The sequence below is a fragment of the Bacillus sp. es.034 genome (assembly GCF_002563655.1).
In the GTDB taxonomy this organism is placed as follows: domain Bacteria; phylum Bacillota; class Bacilli; order Bacillales; family Bacillaceae_B; genus Rossellomorea.
The window spans coordinates 1806324-1823499 of record NZ_PDIY01000001.1; the positions used below are offsets into that span (position 1 = coordinate 1806324).

The 17176-nt window shown below is 39.9% G+C and carries 18 protein-coding genes; 17 read left to right on the top strand and 1 reads right to left on the bottom strand.

Annotation, left to right across the window (positions count from 1 at the left end):
- Nucleotides 1–51 precede the first annotated feature (51 nt).
- From ATG71_RS09140 to ATG71_RS09200, 13 genes are all read left to right on the top strand, one after another.
- Nucleotides 52–2253 carry a dihydroxy-acid dehydratase domain-containing protein gene (locus tag ATG71_RS09140; protein ID WP_179886499.1) on the top strand — a complete coding sequence of 734 codons (2202 nt, stop codon included), beginning with the start codon at nucleotides 52–54 and terminating at the stop codon, nucleotides 2251–2253.
- A gap of 68 nt (nucleotides 2254–2321) precedes the next feature.
- Nucleotides 2322–3089, top strand: a complete 768-nt coding sequence (locus ATG71_RS09145) for an IclR family transcriptional regulator (RefSeq protein WP_098439316.1) — start codon at nucleotides 2322–2324, stop codon at nucleotides 3087–3089.
- A gap of 32 nt (nucleotides 3090–3121) precedes the next feature.
- The gene (locus tag ATG71_RS09150) at nucleotides 3122–4018 is read left to right on the top strand and encodes a fumarylacetoacetate hydrolase family protein (protein ID WP_098439317.1); all 897 of its coding nucleotides are present in this window, start codon (nucleotides 3122–3124) and stop codon (nucleotides 4016–4018) included.
- Nucleotides 4019–4023: 5 nt separating this feature from the next.
- Nucleotides 4024–4323: a UxaA family hydrolase gene (locus ATG71_RS09155; protein WP_098439318.1), complete on the top strand. Its 300-nt coding sequence runs from the start codon at nucleotides 4024–4026 to the stop codon at nucleotides 4321–4323.
- 4 nt (nucleotides 4324–4327) lie between these two features.
- Nucleotides 4328–5485, top strand: coding sequence for a UxaA family hydrolase (locus tag ATG71_RS09160; RefSeq protein WP_098441772.1), 1158 nt, complete (start codon nucleotides 4328–4330; stop codon nucleotides 5483–5485).
- A gap of 20 nt (nucleotides 5486–5505) precedes the next feature.
- Entirely contained in the window at nucleotides 5506–6972 is a 1467-nt protein-coding gene (gene gucD / locus ATG71_RS09165) for an alpha-ketoglutaric semialdehyde dehydrogenase GucD (RefSeq protein ID WP_098439319.1), read from the top strand.
- A 134-nt stretch (nucleotides 6973–7106) separates the two neighbouring features.
- Nucleotides 7107–8255, top strand: a complete 1149-nt coding sequence (gene dgoD / locus ATG71_RS09170; RefSeq protein ID WP_098441773.1) for a galactonate dehydratase — start codon at nucleotides 7107–7109, stop codon at nucleotides 8253–8255.
- A 19-nt stretch (nucleotides 8256–8274) separates the two neighbouring features.
- On the top strand, nucleotides 8275–9186 hold the full coding sequence (locus tag ATG71_RS09175; RefSeq protein WP_098439320.1) for a dihydrodipicolinate synthase family protein: 912 nt from the start codon (nucleotides 8275–8277) through the stop codon (nucleotides 9184–9186).
- Nucleotides 9177–10127 (top strand): U32 family peptidase, encoded by a 951-nt coding sequence (locus ATG71_RS09180; RefSeq protein ID WP_098439321.1) that lies wholly within the window; start codon nucleotides 9177–9179, stop codon nucleotides 10125–10127. The genes ATG71_RS09175 and ATG71_RS09180 overlap by 10 nt, the downstream gene beginning before the upstream one ends.
- Nucleotides 10128–10184: 57 nt before the next feature.
- Complete coding sequence (locus ATG71_RS09185; protein ID WP_098439322.1) at nucleotides 10185–11144, top strand: C-terminal binding protein; 960 nt, start codon at nucleotides 10185–10187, stop codon at nucleotides 11142–11144.
- 19 nt (nucleotides 11145–11163) lie between these two features.
- Nucleotides 11164–12030: a fumarylacetoacetate hydrolase family protein gene (locus ATG71_RS09190; protein WP_098439323.1), complete on the top strand. Its 867-nt coding sequence runs from the start codon at nucleotides 11164–11166 to the stop codon at nucleotides 12028–12030.
- Between the two features lie 21 nt (nucleotides 12031–12051).
- On the top strand, nucleotides 12052–13008 hold the full coding sequence (locus tag ATG71_RS09195; protein ID WP_098439324.1) for a sugar kinase: 957 nt from the start codon (nucleotides 12052–12054) through the stop codon (nucleotides 13006–13008).
- Nucleotides 13009–13142: 134 nt separating this feature from the next.
- Complete coding sequence (locus ATG71_RS09200; protein ID WP_286163127.1) at nucleotides 13143–13379, top strand: bifunctional 4-hydroxy-2-oxoglutarate aldolase/2-dehydro-3-deoxy-phosphogluconate aldolase; 237 nt, start codon at nucleotides 13143–13145, stop codon at nucleotides 13377–13379.
- 134 nt (nucleotides 13380–13513) lie between these two features.
- Here ATG71_RS09200 and larC2 read toward each other — a convergent pair whose 3' ends face one another.
- Entirely contained in the window at nucleotides 13514–13978 is a 465-nt protein-coding gene (larC2, locus tag ATG71_RS09205; protein WP_098439325.1) for a nickel pincer cofactor biosynthesis protein LarC2, read from the bottom strand.
- 71 nt (nucleotides 13979–14049) lie between these two features.
- On the opposite strand from larC2, the gene larB reads away from it, so the two are divergent.
- From larB to ATG71_RS09225, 4 genes are all read left to right on the top strand, one after another.
- Nucleotides 14050–14790 (top strand): nickel pincer cofactor biosynthesis protein LarB, encoded by a 741-nt coding sequence (gene larB / locus ATG71_RS09210; RefSeq protein WP_098439326.1) that lies wholly within the window; start codon nucleotides 14050–14052, stop codon nucleotides 14788–14790.
- Between the two features lie 27 nt (nucleotides 14791–14817).
- Complete coding sequence (gene larC, locus ATG71_RS09215; RefSeq protein ID WP_098439327.1) at nucleotides 14818–15540, top strand: nickel pincer cofactor biosynthesis protein LarC; 723 nt, start codon at nucleotides 14818–14820, stop codon at nucleotides 15538–15540.
- A 15-nt stretch (nucleotides 15541–15555) separates the two neighbouring features.
- Nucleotides 15556–16383, top strand: a complete 828-nt coding sequence (gene larE / locus ATG71_RS09220; RefSeq protein ID WP_098439328.1) for an ATP-dependent sacrificial sulfur transferase LarE — start codon at nucleotides 15556–15558, stop codon at nucleotides 16381–16383.
- A gap of 64 nt (nucleotides 16384–16447) precedes the next feature.
- Nucleotides 16448–17077 carry a HoxN/HupN/NixA family nickel/cobalt transporter gene (locus ATG71_RS09225; protein ID WP_353616276.1) on the top strand — a complete coding sequence of 210 codons (630 nt, stop codon included), beginning with the start codon at nucleotides 16448–16450 and terminating at the stop codon, nucleotides 17075–17077.
- Nucleotides 17078–17176 lie beyond the last annotated feature (99 nt).

A 17176-nucleotide genomic window follows, 5' to 3' on the forward strand; every position in this document is an offset into this window, starting at 1 on the left:
GTTACAATTTTTCTGGACAGTTTTCTAAAATAAAGGATAAGGAGAATGATAATGACACATTTATACCCGCTTATAGATAACTCAGTAAATCCCTATCGTGATAATGTACAGGGAAAAGCAAATGAACCGATTACAGTAGCCGCTTTACTTGACCGCTCAAAACAAACACTGGGTACAACGTACGAAGGGGGTAAGCCGGATTGGACCTTGGAAGAAATTTATGACCGGCTTGAGAATAATGCCCCTAGAATTGCAGTTATCGGGGGGTCTTCAGATCACCCTGCGCATGTTATGGATCATCAAACTACTGCTAGAGCAGCACTCCGTATATGGCAGAACGGGGGAGTACCATTTTATTTTTCAACCCCTGTAATGTGTGATGGAACGGCCCAAAGTAATCAAGGAATGAGTTATTCTCTTCAAAGTCGAAATGCTGTAGCACAAATGGTTGTGAATCAACTAGAAGCCCACAGTTATCATGGAGCCTTTGTCATTCAAGGATGCGACAAACAGCCGCTAGGGGTAGTAAGTGCATTGGCTCATGTTGACCGTATAAGACGCACCCGTGGTGAAGCACCGTTTTTCGCTACATTTGCACCAGCTCATGTGCTAGAAGGCGGTTCAATTCCAGATGATGTATTGGATGAACTTGAGAACTTGGCAATAAAAGCGGAAGCGGATGGCTTTACAGATGTGGCAGTTGACTTGAGAGACACTATGGCGTATATATTGCAGTGTTCATCAAATACAGCATTCCAGGGAGTGTTTGAACGGGCATACGAACGAGGCATCTTAACAAAAGAACAACATAAATATTTTGAAAAACGGTTGGCTGTGTCGACATGTGATGGTCAAGGCGGAGTATGCGCTTTTAATGGAACAGGTAACAGTTCACGTCATTTAGTTGCAGGTATGGGGCTTGTTCACCCTGCGGTTGAGCTATTGACCGATCCTCCATCCCAACGGCAAATCAACGCAGTCCTTGACAGTTTTGCCACGATGATCAATGAAGAAAAATATGGTGTCTCAAATATAGTCGCTGCCAACATTAAAAATGCTATACGTATTCACAGTGCATCTGGAGGCTCAACAAATCTTATGATGCACATTGTCGCAGGAATGCTCTATGCGGGGTACAAATTTAGCCTTTGGGATCTTGATCGGATTCACCACGAACATCCGATCCCAGATTTGTTCGATTACAGTCTGACTGAAGGCAGGGATATTTATTCGCTGGCTATGCAATGCTGCAGTGGAAACAGCAGGGGAATGGAATCACTCTTTTATGAACTGCTTGAAAATGGTGTACCGATGGATCAAGATGCACCGACTGTGGCGGCGAAGACTTGGAAAGAGCGTCTGGCGATTACACGAAGCCTTCAAGCTTTAAATGTAAAAGAAAATCCAGTCATTCTTTCAACACCACGAAGAGGATTTAGTGGGGTGGATGTGTTAAAAGGAAACTTCTTTGAGAGCGCTGTCGTAAAAATTAGCGGTATGCCGACACCCCAGCTTGATCAGTTCGATGATAAGCTTGCATTTGTCCTCTACTTTGAAAATGAAGATGATGCAAATAGAAGTCTCCTTGATTCGAATCTGCTTACTAACATTAAGAAGAATAAACTGTTTCAGTACAACCTTCTTCTTGAAACATTGAAGTACAACAATGAGGTGGAATGGGAGAGTTTAAAGGAAGCTCCGTATGATATGTTGTTTGACGAGATGGCTGAAAAAGGAATCTTGAAAATTTCTGTCATCATAGCAGGCCAGGGACCTGTAGCCTTCGGGATGCCTGAAATGTTTACACCAATGCAGCATATTAACGCAAATCGTGTGATGAAAAAGGTAGCAACAATCATTAGTGATGGACGCTACTCTGGTGTAACGTATGGTGCGGCAATCGGTCACATGACGCCCGAAGCATACGAAGGGGGAGGAATTGGTTTACTTGAAACGGGAGACATTGTGCATCTTCAACTTCGTAGGCGTCGGATAGATTTTGTAGAAAAAACACAATTAATCTTAGGAAACGTTATCCATTCATTTCCAGAGAGTTTGAGGGAAGAAAGACGAGTACTTGTGGAAGAGCGAAAACAGCATATGAAAACCCGTCAAAAAATGGTGGCAGCAAGTAATCGTATGTATGGACATACAGATGCAGCCAACGGAGTGGTCCCTCTAGCTGTTGTTGAAGATGCTGTACTGGATTATGAAAAAGACGTTCTGCTTCATGAGGTCCAGCATAATCGTTAAATAATACAAGCTCGTCAAGTATACTGTATAATCAGACTTAATCATGATGACTTGAGGAGTGAAGAATAATGCCAATTATCCAATCTGTGGAGCGTGCATTAAAAATAATGGATTTATTTGACGAACGGGAAAGAGAATTAACAATTACCGAAATTAGTAAACGAATGAATTTGCATAAAAGTACTATACATTCATTATTGAAAACTTTACAGGAACAGCGCTATATCTCTCAAAATGAGGAAAATGGGAAATATCGTCTTGGTATGAAGCTATTCGAACGAGGAAATATGGTTTTAAGTCACTTTGATCTTCGAAATGTAGCCAGAAAATATCTTGAAAAGTTGTCTGCAACTACAAATTTAACAGTGCATCTCGTTATTCTAGACGGTCAGGAAGGGGTGTATATCGACAAAGTGGAGGGAAGCGGTGTCACTGTGTTGTATTCCCGGATAGGACGTCGAGTTCCGATTCATACAAGTGCTGTAGGAAAGGCGCTCATTTCAACAAAAACGAATTCCGAGCTGGATCAGTTTCTAGAAAATTACGAGTACACAAAATTAACAGCCAATTCTATTGGTTCAAAAGAAGAGTTGCTGGAAGAAATCCAAAAAGTCCGGTTAAGTGGATACTCAATGGATAATGAAGAAAATGAACCTGGCATAGTTTGCTTCGCTGTACCGATCAAAGACTATTCAGGTAAGGTAATAGCTGGTGTGAGCATGTCTATGCCTGCCTCAAAAGCAAGTGAAGAAAATAGAAAAAAGAACGTAGAAATGCTAAAAGAGTGCAGTAGTAATATTTCAAAAGATTTAGGTTATGAATATCAAAAAATATAAAAACTAATAAGTCTTTCAGGAGGAAATTACCCATGAGAATTATTCGGTATCTAAAAGGTGAGCAGAAACAACTGGCTGCAGTTACAGATGAAAATGATGTATTTGATCTTCCATTTACAGATTTTATGTCTCTGATTGATGAAGCACGTGAACATGATAAAACTCCGTTTGACATTATAAAACAATCTAAAGGGAATGTGAAGAAGCAGGCACTGGAAGGCCTTCAAATTACCACTCCTATTGATGCTCCTGAGGTTTGGGCATCCGGTGTAACATATAAGAAAAGTCGGGAAGCGAGAAATTATGAAGCTACTCAGGGAAAGCTTGATCGTGAAACGTTCTATGACAAAGTGTATGATGCAGTACGACCAGAAATCTTCTTTAAATCTACAGCAGCAAGAACGGTGGGACCGAACACTCCTGTATATCTCAGGTCAGATTCAAATTGGCAGATTCCAGAACCGGAATTAGGGCTGGTTATTGACAAAGAGGGAACAGTGCTCGGTTACACCGTTGGAAACGACATGAGTTGCCGAGACATTGAAGGAGAAAATCCTCTTTATCTGCCTCAGGCGAAAGTCTGGAAAAATTCCTGTTCAATCGGACCGGCAATTTTATTAAAAGAGTGTGTTGCAGATCCTTATAGTCTTCAAATCATCTGCAGGATTTACCGAGGAGAAGAGCTTGTATTCTTTGGTGATGCATATGTAAATCAGTTGAAACGGACACTGGAAGAACTCGTACACTACTTAGTTCTTGACAACGATATTCTAGACGGAACAGTGCTTCTTACAGGTACATGTGTTGTACCTCCAAACGAATTTACTTTATCAGAAAATGATCGAATCGAAATAGAAATTCCAGGTATCGGTATACTCAACAACCCAGTATTACAAAGTGAAGGCTCAAAGCAAACAGCTAAGGGGTGATTGAATTGAGTGAATTTAAAACATTGTATTTAAGCAACAAGGATAACGTCGCTGTGGCGTTATCAGAAATACCTGATCAATCAGAAGTAAAGATAGAAATTGACGGTTTAATGATCCAGGTGAAAATTATTGAATCTATACGCTTTGGTCATAAGTTTGCGGTGAAAGCGATTCCTCCCGGTGAAGACATTATTAAATATGGAGAAGTAATTGGATCGGCGACAGTTCCAATTGAGGCAGGGGAACATGTCCACGTTCATAATTTAGAAGGGAAAAGAGGAAGGGGTGACAAGATTGTTCAATGAAAAAATGCAGTTTTGGGGGTATAGGCGACCTGATGGCAGAGTTGGTGTACGTAATCATGTGTTGATTTTGCCTACAATTACTTGCGCCACACAAACTGCACAGCGGGTCACAGAACTTGTAAGTGGAACAGTTACCTTTATTCACCAACATGGTTGTGCCCAAGTAGGGACTGATTACGATCAAACAGCCAGAACCTATGCGGGAATGGGCATGAATCCGAATGTATACGGTGTCATCGTCCTTGGGCTTGGATGTGAAACACATCAAGCACATCGTATAGGTGATGAGATTGAAAAATGTGGTAAGCCTGTGAAAACGGTATCAATTCAGGATCATGGGGGGACTCTCCAGACGATTGCCGAGGTGGCAAAAATAGCAGTGGAAATGGTACAGGATGCTTCAATGGTTCAAAAAGAATTATGTGATTTCAGTGAACTTATTGTAGGTACAGAATGTGGGGGTTCAGATGCCTGCTCCGGTCTCTCAGCAAATCCGGCAGTTGGTCGTACCAGTGACATGATCGTGGAGCAGGGAGGAACAGCCATCCTGGCCGAAACCACTGAATTAATCGGGGCAGAACATTTGCTGGCTGAGCGGGCGGCGAATGACTCTGTCGCTAAGAAAGCTTACGCAGTCATTAAAATGATGGAAAATCGATCTATTCAAATGGGTGTTGATATCCGTACAGGAAATCCTAGCCCCGGTAATATTGAAGGTGGAATCAGTTCACTGGAGGAGAAGTCGCTTGGAGCGGCTACAAAATCAGGCACGACCCGGTTGGAAGAAGTGATTGACTATGCTCAGGTACCAACAAAAAGAGGATTGGTGTGGATGGATACCCCAGGGCATGATATTGAACAATTGACTGGAATGGTGGCTGGAGGAGCTCAGATTGTCCTATTTACTAGTGGGCGGGGGACGCCGACTGGATCACCTATTGCCCCAGTAATAAAAATTTCAACTAATACACCAATGTTTGACCGGATGAATGAAAACATGGACCTTGATGCAGGAACGATTGTCGATGGCAAAGAAACGGTTGGCGAAGTTGGCAATCGTATCATGGATGAAATTAAGTCTGTAGCAAATGGGAAGTTAACTAAAGCAGAAATATTGAAGCAACACGATTTTGGAATTTGGAGAATCGGACCTACATTTTAATTAAAGGGAGAGATTAATAGATGAAAACAACAATCGATACAAAAACCTATAGCAATTATATCAATAATAAATGGAGAGAATCAGTTTCCCAGAAAACCATTACAAGTATTAATCCTGCAAATAAAGAAGTAGTCGGCTATGTCCAGGATTCTACAGAAGACGAGTTGAATCAAGCAGTAGAGGCGGCGGACAATGCTAAAAAAGAGTGGCGTAAACTGGGTCAGTCGGCACGGGGGCAGCTTCTATTCAAAGTGGCGAATATTTTAGAATCAAAATTGGATGAAATTGCAGAATCAATGACAAAAGAAATGGGTAAAACGTTACCTGAAGCAAAAGGAGAGACTTCACGCGGAATTGCAATTCTTCGATATTACGGAGGGGAAGGAATGCGAAAAGATGGCGATGTGATTCCATCAACGGATAAGGATGCCCTTATGTTTACAAAACGTACCCCGCTTGGAGTCGTGGGTGTCATTACTCCGTGGAATTTCCCTGTTGCCATACCGATTTGGAAAATCGCTCCTGCCCTGGTGTATGGAAACACCATTGTATTTAAACCAGCAAGTGAAGCTGCTGTCACAGCTGCAAAAGTTGTTGAATGTTTTGCAGAAGCTGGATTCCCTAAAGGAGTATTGAACTTTGTAACTGGAGCAGGTTCTACGATTGGACAGGGATTGGCTGATCACCCTAAATTAAACGGAATAACATTTACAGGGTCCGAAAGTATAGGGCAAAGGGTAGCAAGAGCAGCCTCTGCGGCGGGTATTAAATATCAGCTGGAAATGGGAGGTAAAAACCCTGTGATCGTTGCAAAAGATGCTAATCTTGAGCAAGCTGTGGAAGCAGTCATAAGTGGAGGCTTCCGTTCTTCAGGGCAAAAGTGTACAGCATCTAGTAGAGTAATCGTCGAAACGGCAATTTATGATGAATTTAAACAAAAGTTGATAGAGGCGACCGAAAAAATAAACATTGGCAACGGTGTTGAAGAAGGCATCTGGATGGGGCCATGTGCAAGCGAGAGCCAATTCAATACATTTAAAAAATATGTAGAAAAAGGCAAACAGGAAGGTGCCAGACTTGTACATGGGGGAGAAGTCCTTACAGGGGAACAATACGATAATGGTTTCTTTGTTACACCGGCGATTTTCGATGAAGTAACTAGTGAAATGGTGATTGCTCAAGAAGAGGTATTCGGTCCGTTTATTGCACTGATTAGAGCAGAAGATCTTGGTGAAGCAATTGAACTAGCAAATAATACAAGGTTTGGATTAAGTGCTTCTATCTTTACATCAAATATCAGCTCCATAATGGAGTTCATTGATGAAATAGAAGCAGGACTTGTCCGCATTAATGCAGAAAGTGCAGGGGTGGAACTGCAGGCTCCATTCGGGGGCATGAAAGCCTCAAGTTCCGGTTCACGTGAGCAAGGAGAGGCGGCGAAAGAATTTTATACGGCTATTAAAACAGTCTTTATAAAAGGTTCATGAAATTCAATGTGAATGGTTGAAGGCATGATGGGAATTCCGTAAAATATTAAATTTTAATAAGTTACGTTTCATCCATTATAAAAGGGGATTTCGACTTGGAAATCTCCTTTTATAAAAACGTTGAGAGGTGTTTTATGAAGATTACTAAACTTTTATTATATAAAGTTCCGCCCCGTTGGTTGTTCCTGAAAATAGAAACAGATGAGGGTATCTACGGTTGGGGAGAACCTGTGGTAGAAGGACGTGCAGACACGGTAAAGGCAGCTGTCATGGAGCTTGCAGATTACATTATTGGCCGTGACCCCAACGAAATTGAAGATATTTGGCAAACACTGTATCGTGGAGGTTTTTATCGTGGAGGCCCGATATTAATGAGTGCCATATCTGGTATTGAACAAGCGCTATGGGACATTAAAGGGAAGTATTATAATATACCTGTTTACGAAATGCTTGGAGGAAAAGCCCGTCAAAAAATTAAAGTGTACTCATGGGTTGGTGGGGATCGCCCGGCAGATGTAGTGGCTGCTGCTAAAGAAAAGCAAGAACAGGGATTTCTAGCAGTTAAAATGAACGCTTCTGAAGAAATGAACTATATTGATAGCTTTTCTAAGGTGGAAGCAGTAATCGATAGAGTTGCATCCATTCGAGAAGCTGTTGGAAAAGACTTTGGTATTGGTGTTGATTTTCATGGGAGAATTCATAAAACGATGGCTAAAACGATTGTAAAAGAAATTGAACCTTTTAGGCCGATGTTTATAGAAGAACCGGTATTACCGGAAAACAACGAAGCGCTTAGGGAAATTGCCATACACACAACCTGTCCCATTGCCACTGGAGAAAGAATGTATACTCGTTGGGGATTCAAACAGCTTCTCCAAGATGGGTATGTTGATATCATTCAACCGGATCTGTCCCATACAGGAGGTATTTTAGAAGGGAAAAAGATAGCTGCTATGGCTGAAGCTTATGACGTATCAATTGCGCCACACTGTCCACTGGGGCCAATGACGCTTGCTTCATCTATTCATTTAGACGCTTCAACCCCAAATTTCATCATTCAAGAACAAAGTCTTGGTATCCATTATAATCAAGGAATGGATATTTTGGATTATATGAAAAACCCGGAAATATTTGATTATGAAAAAGGATATGTAAAGATATCGGATAACCCTGGTCTTGGGCTTCAAATAGACGAAGAAAAAGTAATACAAGCGGCTACAAAGGGACACGAATGGCAAAATCCAATATGGCGTCATGAAGACGGAAGTATTGCTGAGTGGTAAATATAAGGGGGGAGGAAAAATGAGCTTTCACGGAATCATTCCACCGGTTGTCACGTTATTTGATGAAGCGGGGAATTTGGACTTAGAATTGAATAAACGTTATATTGACGAATTGATTTCTCGGAATATTCACGGTATTTTGTTGATGGGCAGTTCAGGAGAGTTTTCTTCCCTTACGACAGAGGAACGCAAGCTGTATGTGCGAGAAATGATCAAACATATTAATGGAAGGGTAAAAGTGATGGTCGGAGTTGGTCATACCGCATTAAAAGAAGTCCTTGAACTAACCTCTTATACAGAAGAACTTGGGGGAGATGGGGTTCTTGTCGTTAGTCCTTATTATTGGAAACTAACAGATGATCAATTATTTCGTTTTTACTCTATAGTAGCCAACTATACAAAATTACAGGTTTTTATTTACAACATACCTCAATTAACGGGTCAAAGTATATCAGTAGAACTCATTAAAAAATTAGTAAGGGATTTCTCGAACATTGCTGGAATTAAAGAAACGGTAAATGATTTTGGACATATACGACAGGTCATGGCGGAAGTGAAAAAAGTTCGCAACGATTTCCTGGTTTTCTCTGCATTTGATGATCATTTACTTCCAGCTCAAATGATAGGGGCTGCCGGGAGTATTAATGGAAGTGCTGTATTTTTTCCCGAAATATCCGTAGATTTGTATGAGTCATATCAAAATGGGGATTTCCATGAAGCACAAAGAAACCATAGGACGCTTTCTGACCTTATGGAATTGTATTCTTTTTCTCCTACATTTTTCACAGCAATGAAAGAAGCTGTTCATCAAAGGTGGTTTGACACTTCTGCTGGTCATCGGGCTCCCTTTGATATGTACCCTGAAAACCTGAGGGAGAATGTTACTAACCTATTAAAAACAATAAAAAAGAATGAGGAGATATGCTTATGAATGAATCACGGAAATTACTTGAGGAATTAGGATATCCGTCTAGTGATTATAAAGAACTTCCGACATCAACCAAACGATTTCCAGATGGTGCACAATATCGAATCGAAATACCGAGTGTAGAAGGTCCTCTTGCTTTAAAAGCCACGCTCGAAGAAATTGACCATCTCGGCTTGACGATTCACAGAGTTTCTCAAGGAAGCGGCATTATGCTTCAGACAGATGAAGAAATCAAAGAAATGTGTCAAATGACAGCTGAACGAGGTATGGAGTTAAGTTTGTTTGTTGGTCCAAGAGGTACCTGGGATATAAGTGCAGCGCCATTTACATCAGGGGGGAAATCGCAGGCACTTCGACATGAAGGAGCCGATCAGCTCGTATATGCCATGGAGGATTTGAAGCGTGGTGCTGAATTGGGTTTAAGAGGTGCTCTAGTTGCTGATGAAGGACTTCTTCTTTTAACAAAAGAGATGAAAAAGAAGGGTCAGTTACCTGAGGATTTCGTTGTGAAAGTTTCTGTTCAAATGGGCTCAGCCAATCCAGTCTCGGTGAAATTAATGCAAGATATTGGTGCCGATACCTACAATGTCCCTTCAGCCTTACCACTGGCTAAACTTGCAGCTATCAGGCAATCAATCGATATTCCCATCGATTTATATGTTGAGGTCCCTGATAATTTTGGTGGATTCCTTAGGTACTATGAGATACCGGAAATCATTAGGGTGCTTGCACCAGTGTATATTAAATTCGGGCTTCGCAATCATCCGGATGTGTATCCATCCGGAAAGCAATGGGAAAGCACGAATATAAACCTTGTGAAGGAGCGCGTCCGAAGAGCTTCTATTGGTATTCAAATGATTGAGCGATATTATCCTGAAGCACTTACATCCAAGCTTGGTGCAAAAGATCTTGGAATTGCTAGCATTGAAAAAACATTAGCTTAAAAAAGACATCCCTGAAATGGTTTGACCCATTTCAGGGGTTTTATGGAGTGTGACAGTATGTCCTATAAAGTACTAATAACAGATTATGAATTCGAAAATTTGAAATATGAAGAAGTAATTTTCAAAGAAAGTGGACTTGAAATCGAGTTTCTAAAAGCCCAATGTAAATCAGAAAATGAAGTGATAGATCAAGCAAAGCATGTAGATGCCATCCTAAATCAGTATGCTCCTTTATCCCGAAGAGTCATTCAATCTCTTGAAAAAGTCAAAGTCATCTCACGCTACGGTGTGGGTGTTAATACCGTTGATCTTGATGCCGCTAGCGAAAAGGGTATCACGGTCGCGAATGTTCCTGATTATGGTGTTGAGGAGGTATCCAATCACGCTCTCGCACTATTATTGTCATTTGCTCGAAAAATAACATATCTAAATAGTGAAGTGAAAAAGGGCAACTGGGATTTCAAAGCAGGTATACCAATTCACAGGTTGAATGAACAGACAGTAGGTGTTCTGGGATTTGGCCGTATTCCTAGAAGATTTATAGAAAAAGTTCAGACTCTGGGGTTTAAGACTTCAGCATACGATCCATTTGTCTCGAAAGCTGAAATGAATGAGGTTGGAGTTAATAAACTGGAGCTTGATCAGATATTAAAAGAAGCCGATTATTTATCGGTCCACGTTCCACTAATCAAAGACACATTTCATTTGCTGAATAAAGATCGTTTTCGCTTAATGAAAAAAAATGCGGTTGTTATTAATACTGCCCGAGGGCCAATCATTGATGAAAGAGCACTTATTGATGCTCTTCAAAAAGGCATTATTGCAGGAGCTGCACTCGATGTGACAGAAGATGAACCAATAGACAAAGCAAGTCCTCTTCTTAAAATGGATAATGTCATACTTACCCCGCATAGTGCTTGGTATTCGGAGGAAGCAATGATAGAGCTTCGTCAAAAAGCAGCGAAAAATATCGTACAAGTACTAAGGGGAGAAAAAACACCATACGCTTTAACTTGAAAAAGGAGAGATACTGGTAATGAAAATATTAGCTTTTTCTATTAATTCAGAACCCCATATAGGGATTGTTCAAGAAAGTGAAGTCATCAGCTTAAATTTACTCGGGGGGAAGCGGTTTCCACGTACTTTGAAAGCATTTATAGAACGAAGTGCAGAGCTTATGCCTCTTGCTGAAAACCTGGTTAAACATAGGGAAGAAAATAACGCTTGTTTTGCTATTTCAGAAGTGGAGATACTACCACCGATTCCAGTTCCAGAGAAAATTATTTGTATTGGATTAAATTACATTGATCATTGTAAAGAGACTGGTATGGAGCAGCCTGTTTCTCCAGTGATTTTTTCAAAATATGCAAATGCGATTGTAGGTCATAATGATGAAGTCATGATACCAGTCAATTCAAACGAAGTTGATTTCGAAGCAGAGCTTGCGGTTGTAATAGGCAGAAAAGCAAAATGTGTTACCGAAAAAGAGGCAAATGATTTTGTTTTCGGCTACACAATCATGAATGACATTAGTGCACGTGATCTGCAGTTTTCAGATGGACAATGGTCTCGTGGAAAGTCAGCAGACACCTTTGCACCTACGGGTCCTGTAATTGTAACCAAGGATGAAATTGGAAATCCCCATAATCTATCAATTACTCTAGAACTGAATGGAGAAGTCATGCAGGACTCATCTACAAAAAACTTGATTTTCAATGTACCTCAAATTATCTCCTTCTTATCACAATCTATGACATTAAAGCCCGGTGACCTCATAGCCACAGGGACACCCCCTGGAGTAGGAATGGGACGTAATCCGAAAGTATGGTTGAAAAATGGAGATCAGATGAATATCTCAATTGAGAAAATAGGAACACTTTCTAATACTGTAAAGAGCCACTAATACTAGAAGGAAGTTGATGACATGGATGTTGTAACAATTGGAGAAACGATGACATTATTCACACCAAAAGAATCTGGTATGCTGCGACATGCGAAATCTTTCTCTATGCAATTTGGGGGGGCAGAATCAAACGTTGCAATCGGTTTGAACCGCCTCGGTTATCAATCAAGATGGATCAGCCGATTGGGTGAGGATGAATTCGGAGATGCGATGGAATCATTTATTCGTGGTGAAGGTGTAGATGTTTCCCATGTGACACGTGACAAGATTGCCCCTACGGGTGTGTTCTTTAAGGAATTCAGACGTATGAATGATACAAGGGTTTATTATTACAGGAAAGAGTCAGCTGCAAGCAAAATGAACCCTGAAATGTTAAATGAAGATGCCATATCAGATGCCACCTTTCTGCATCTTACTGGCATTACACCTGCTCTCAGTACATCTTGCCGGGATACAATGGAAAAAGCTATTAATTTAGCAAAGAATAGTGGTACCCAAATTGTCTTTGATCCTAATTTGAGGTTGAAAATTTGGCAAGATGAAGAATCAGCCCGCCACTTTATTAAAATGTATGCAGCAGCAAGTAACATCGTTCTTCCTGGACTAGAAGAGGCTGAATTTTTATTTGGAGTCTCAACCCCTGAAGAATATGTGAAACAATTTCATTCAATTGGGTGTAACACAGTGATTATGAAACTTGGAAAAGAAGGATCTATTATTTCTTCTTCATCGGTCCCCATTACAAGAGTGAAAGGATTTACAGTGGAACGAGTGATTGATCCGATCGGAGCTGGTGATGCATTTGCAGCAGGTGTATTGTCTGGTCTTATAGATGGTATTGGCCTTCACGAGGCGGCCCGGCGGGGAAATGCCATGGGTGCCCTGGTTACAATGGTAAATGGAGATTCTGAAGGATTACCAAATCGCCGGGACCTTGAATGGTTTATGAACGGTAACATGATAGATGTAATGAGATAGAAAGGAGGAAATTCAGTGAATAAAGCAGAAGAATTAAAAAAGCGCAAGATTGTAGCTGTAATCCGGGGGCTCAGCCAAATCAAATTTTACCAATAGCACAAGCTCTGAAAGAAGGAGGGATAAGTGCATTTGAAATTACAGTTGAATCCCCAGATGTTTGCAATTCAATCGCAAAATTAAAAGAAGAGTTTGGAAACGAAATTTTTATAGGAGCTGGGACCGTTTTGGATCCGGAAACCGCCCGATCAGTCATAATGGCAGGCGCAGAATTTATTTTTTCACCAACAGTAAATGTTGAGACAATCAAAATGACTAAACGATACGGTGTTCTAAGTATTCCAGGAGCACTCACCCCAACTGAAATTCTTTAGTCAACCCTAGTAACCTTAACTCTGAAAAGGATTATATAAACCTTACAAAAAAAGCGAAACAATTTTCTTCTATTATATTGAATTAGAATAGGTTTATACATAGATTAGTAGAGAAATGGGCATCCTATGAGAAGCTAGCATCTGGTCTTTAATTTTTTCCAAACCTCTTGAAAAACAATTTTCAGAGGAATTCCATGTTTGTCAGCAATTGCTTTACATTCACTATACTCTGGGGCTTGTTGTACTACTTCCCCATGTAACACGCCTTCTTTAACCGAGACATTTCCCCATGGAGTTTCAACCTTTGTAAATTGCCTGCCTAATCTTTTCACAGAGAGTGGATAGAAACGGGCACCTAAAGTGGTAGTTTCTTTGAAAATAATATCCAATAATTTTAATTTAATCGTTTCCGAACACAAAACCTGTAGCATTGTACCTGGTCGGTTTTTTTTCATATAAATTGGTACGTAAAACACGTCACTTGCTCCTGCATCAAACAACAAATCCATGACATGCCCCAGCCATTCTCCAGAGATATCATCAAGGTTGACTTCAATCTTGACCATGTCATTATCGATATGCTCGTTAGCGTGCTGCATTTTTCTGCAACCTCCTTTTCAAAGTGCTTGTATGTAATAAGGTAAGAGGATAAAAGAAAGGAAGATAATCGATGGAATCATATACTAAACATATTTTAACACAATTAAAAAGCGGGAATCTTTCTATTGAGGAAGCAGAGGACCAACTTAAGGGATTCACCGATTATGGTTTTGCAAAAGTGGATGATGAACGTGAATTTAGACAAGGTTTTCCAGAAGTGATTTTCGGAGCAGGGAAAACACCGGAACAAATTAATGGGATCTTTAATCATTTAGTTCATAAAGGGAATACAGTGTTAGCAACAAGAGTAAATCCTTTGGCTGCTAAAGAAGTATGCGAGCAAATTGAAGGAGTAATTTATGAATCAGTCGGAAAAACATTACTCTATAAATCCGAGGGATATGATGTAGTAAATGATAAGAAAATTGGGGTGATTTGTGCAGGTACTTCAGATATACCAGTTGCCAGAGAGGCAGAAATCACTATAGAAGCCATGGGTCATCAATATACAACCTTCTATGATATTGGAGTTGCTGGAATTCACCGTTTGTTTGCACAATTAGAAGAGATAAGAAAATGTGATGTTTTAATTGTTGTGGCAGGTATGGAGGGGGCCCTCCCAAGTGTTGTGGGAGGGCTTGTCTCCGCACCGATTGTTGCAGTACCAACCAGTATTGGTTACGGGACTCACTTAAATGGTATAACATCTCTATTAAGTATGTTAAATACATGTGCTTCTGGTGTAACAGTTGTCAATATCGATAACGGATTTGGTGCAGGTTACTCAGCATCATTGATGCTACGAGTATAAAATAGATGAGGAATCAGGAGGATACAGATGAAAACACTCTTCATTGATTGTGGGATTTCAGGTATTGCAGGAGACATGTCTTTGGCAGCTTTTTCTGAGATAGGAGTCGACTTATCGATAATAGAGAACAAACTTAAATCAATCATTAAAGAAGAATTCTCTCTTTCTACAAAAAAAGTTGTAAAAAAAGGGATTGCAAGTACCCAGTTGATTATTAAGACGGAGGAGGAAAAACATTCTCATCGTCATTACTCACATATAAAAAAACTTATTGAAGACTCCGGACTTGATGAAGCTGAAAAAAATATAGCACTTAAAATATTTGAAACCATAGCGATAGCAGAATCAAAAATACATAACAGTACTATTGAAAAAGTGCATTTTCATGAAGTCGGGGGTGTGGATTCGATGATAGATATCATCGGAACAGCTATAGCATTCCATACACTGAAAATTGAAAAAGTAATTTGTTCACCGGTAGCTACAGGAAACGGATACATCACTATAGCTCATGGTCTTTACCCAGTACCAGCACCCGCAACTTTAGAAATTTTAAAAGATATCCCATTACAAAAGACTGAAGTTAAGGGGGAATTAACTACACCCACGGGGGCAGCTATCATTCGTACCATTGTTAATGAGTTTAGTAATATCCCTTCTATGGTGGTTCAGAAAATAGGTTATGGTGCAGGAACTAAAGACTTTCCTTCACACCCTAACGTTACAAGGTTTATTTTAGGTGAAGTTTAAAGGGGGAGATGGCGAATGAATATACATACCAGTTTAGCTAAAGAAGATCAGCTAAAAAAGATTTTAGTTGAAATGGAAAGTATCATTATAGCATTTTCAGGAGGAGTGGACAGCACGTATTTATTGAGAGTTGCATTAGATACGTTAGGAAAAGAGAATGTTCTGGCCATCACTGCCGACTCGGAATCTTTTCCCCCATCAGAGTTAAAGGAAACAATTAGAATTGCTAAGTCATTGAATGCTCCTCATCAAATAATTAAAATGTCTGAGTTAGCAATTCCGGGTTATTCTGAGAATGATTCCAATAGATGTTATTTTTGTAAAAAAGGGTTGTTCGATCAGCTTTATCCCATTATGATACAACAAAATTTTAAGAATTTAACCTTCGGGCTCATTAAAGATGACTTAGGTGACCATCGTCCAGGGGTTAAGGCTGCAATTGAAATGAATGTTAGAGGCCCATTGGCAGAGGCTGACATATCAAAAGAGGATATTCGTATACGTTCAAAGGAGCTTGGTTTGGATACTTGGGACAAGCCTTCACTGGCCTGTTTATCTTCCCGAATTGCTTATGGTGAACAAATTACAATAGAAAAATTAAGGAATGTGGACTTGGCAGAGCAATTTATCAAAGGGTTGGGGATTAAACAGGTCCGTGTTCGGATTCACAATGAAATTGCAAGGATAGAAGTTGATCCTTTAGATATGGTGTGTTTACTTAATAATCATGATTATATTTCAAAATACTTTAAAAACACTATCGGATTCACGTATGTCGCAATGGACTTAACTGGTTATAAAAGCGGGAGTATGAATCAAATGTTAGTAACAACTCAACAATAATTTAATTCACTTGCTCATGGACTTAATGGTCATGAATAAAAGACCTTCAATGTCATAAGGAGAAATGAAAATGATTCAAAGTGGGCTACTATCTATTTTACTGCTGGGATTTACTTTGGGTATCAAACATGCAACAGAGCCAGATCATGTCATTGCCGTATCCACAATAGCAAGTCAAACTAAAAGGCTCTCCCGTTCTTCACTTGCAGGGATTTTTTGGGGGCTGGGGCATACAGCAATCCTATTACTGATAGGAATCATTGTCATTTCATTTGGGCAGCACATTTCTGGCAGTATTGCTTTGTCACTAGAATTAATCGTCGGGATGATGCTTGTATACCTAGGTTTATCTGGGTTCAAAAGTGATAAAGCGATTAATGTTGTTGCTATAAAACATTTTCATAAAAAATCATTCTTAATTGGAGGGATTCATGGACTTGCAGGGAGTGCAGCGTTAGTTATTATGACAACCGCACAAGCGCAAAATAGCAGGGAGGCTTTCCTTTTTATGCTTATTTTTGGTGTAGGGACCATTTTTGGGATGTTACTATTTACAACTATTTTGGGCTTGCCATTCCTCCTCTCATTACGTCAAAAAAAGCTATCAATTAATATTACGAGAGTTGCATCAATAATAAGTATTGTATATGGCGTTTATTATATGATTGAAGTGGGAAGAAATTTTTTTATCTAGATATAGTCTCCTTGTGATTGTAAATAAAAGAAATCGTTTCACTAATAAAAGAAAATGGAATAAATTAAAATGCGTTGGCATGACTCCGCCAAAATGTGA

What these genes read in the sequence shown, in the direction of transcription:
- ATG71_RS09160 (WP_098441772.1), top strand. Translation starts at nt 4,328, where the DNA reads ATGCAGTTTTGGGGGTATAGGCGACCTGATGGCAGAGTTGGTGTACGT.
- ATG71_RS09185 (WP_098439322.1), top strand. Translation starts at nt 10,185, where the DNA reads ATGTCCTATAAAGTACTAATAACAGATTATGAATTCGAAAATTTGAAA.
- ATG71_RS09150 (WP_098439317.1), top strand. Translation starts at nt 3,122, where the DNA reads ATGAGAATTATTCGGTATCTAAAAGGTGAGCAGAAACAACTGGCTGCA.
- ATG71_RS09180 (WP_098439321.1), top strand. Translation starts at nt 9,177, where the DNA reads ATGCTTATGAATGAATCACGGAAATTACTTGAGGAATTAGGATATCCG.
- ATG71_RS09225 (WP_353616276.1), top strand. Translation starts at nt 16,448, where the DNA reads ATGAAAATGATTCAAAGTGGGCTACTATCTATTTTACTGCTGGGATTT.
- ATG71_RS09140 (WP_179886499.1), top strand. Translation starts at nt 52, where the DNA reads ATGACACATTTATACCCGCTTATAGATAACTCAGTAAATCCCTATCGT.
- ATG71_RS09190 (WP_098439323.1), top strand. Translation starts at nt 11,164, where the DNA reads ATGAAAATATTAGCTTTTTCTATTAATTCAGAACCCCATATAGGGATT.
- larB (WP_098439326.1), top strand. Translation starts at nt 14,050, where the DNA reads ATGGAATCATATACTAAACATATTTTAACACAATTAAAAAGCGGGAAT.
- dgoD (WP_098441773.1), top strand. Translation starts at nt 7,107, where the DNA reads ATGAAGATTACTAAACTTTTATTATATAAAGTTCCGCCCCGTTGGTTG.
- ATG71_RS09175 (WP_098439320.1), top strand. Translation starts at nt 8,275, where the DNA reads ATGAGCTTTCACGGAATCATTCCACCGGTTGTCACGTTATTTGATGAA.
- larC (WP_098439327.1), top strand. Translation starts at nt 14,818, where the DNA reads ATGAAAACACTCTTCATTGATTGTGGGATTTCAGGTATTGCAGGAGAC.
- ATG71_RS09195 (WP_098439324.1), top strand. Translation starts at nt 12,052, where the DNA reads ATGGATGTTGTAACAATTGGAGAAACGATGACATTATTCACACCAAAA.
- gucD (WP_098439319.1), top strand. Translation starts at nt 5,506, where the DNA reads ATGAAAACAACAATCGATACAAAAACCTATAGCAATTATATCAATAAT.
- larE (WP_098439328.1), top strand. Translation starts at nt 15,556, where the DNA reads ATGAATATACATACCAGTTTAGCTAAAGAAGATCAGCTAAAAAAGATT.
- ATG71_RS09145 (WP_098439316.1), top strand. Translation starts at nt 2,322, where the DNA reads ATGCCAATTATCCAATCTGTGGAGCGTGCATTAAAAATAATGGATTTA.
- larC2 (WP_098439325.1), bottom strand. Translation starts at nt 13,978, where the DNA reads ATGCAGCACGCTAACGAGCATATCGATAATGACATGGTCAAGATTGAA.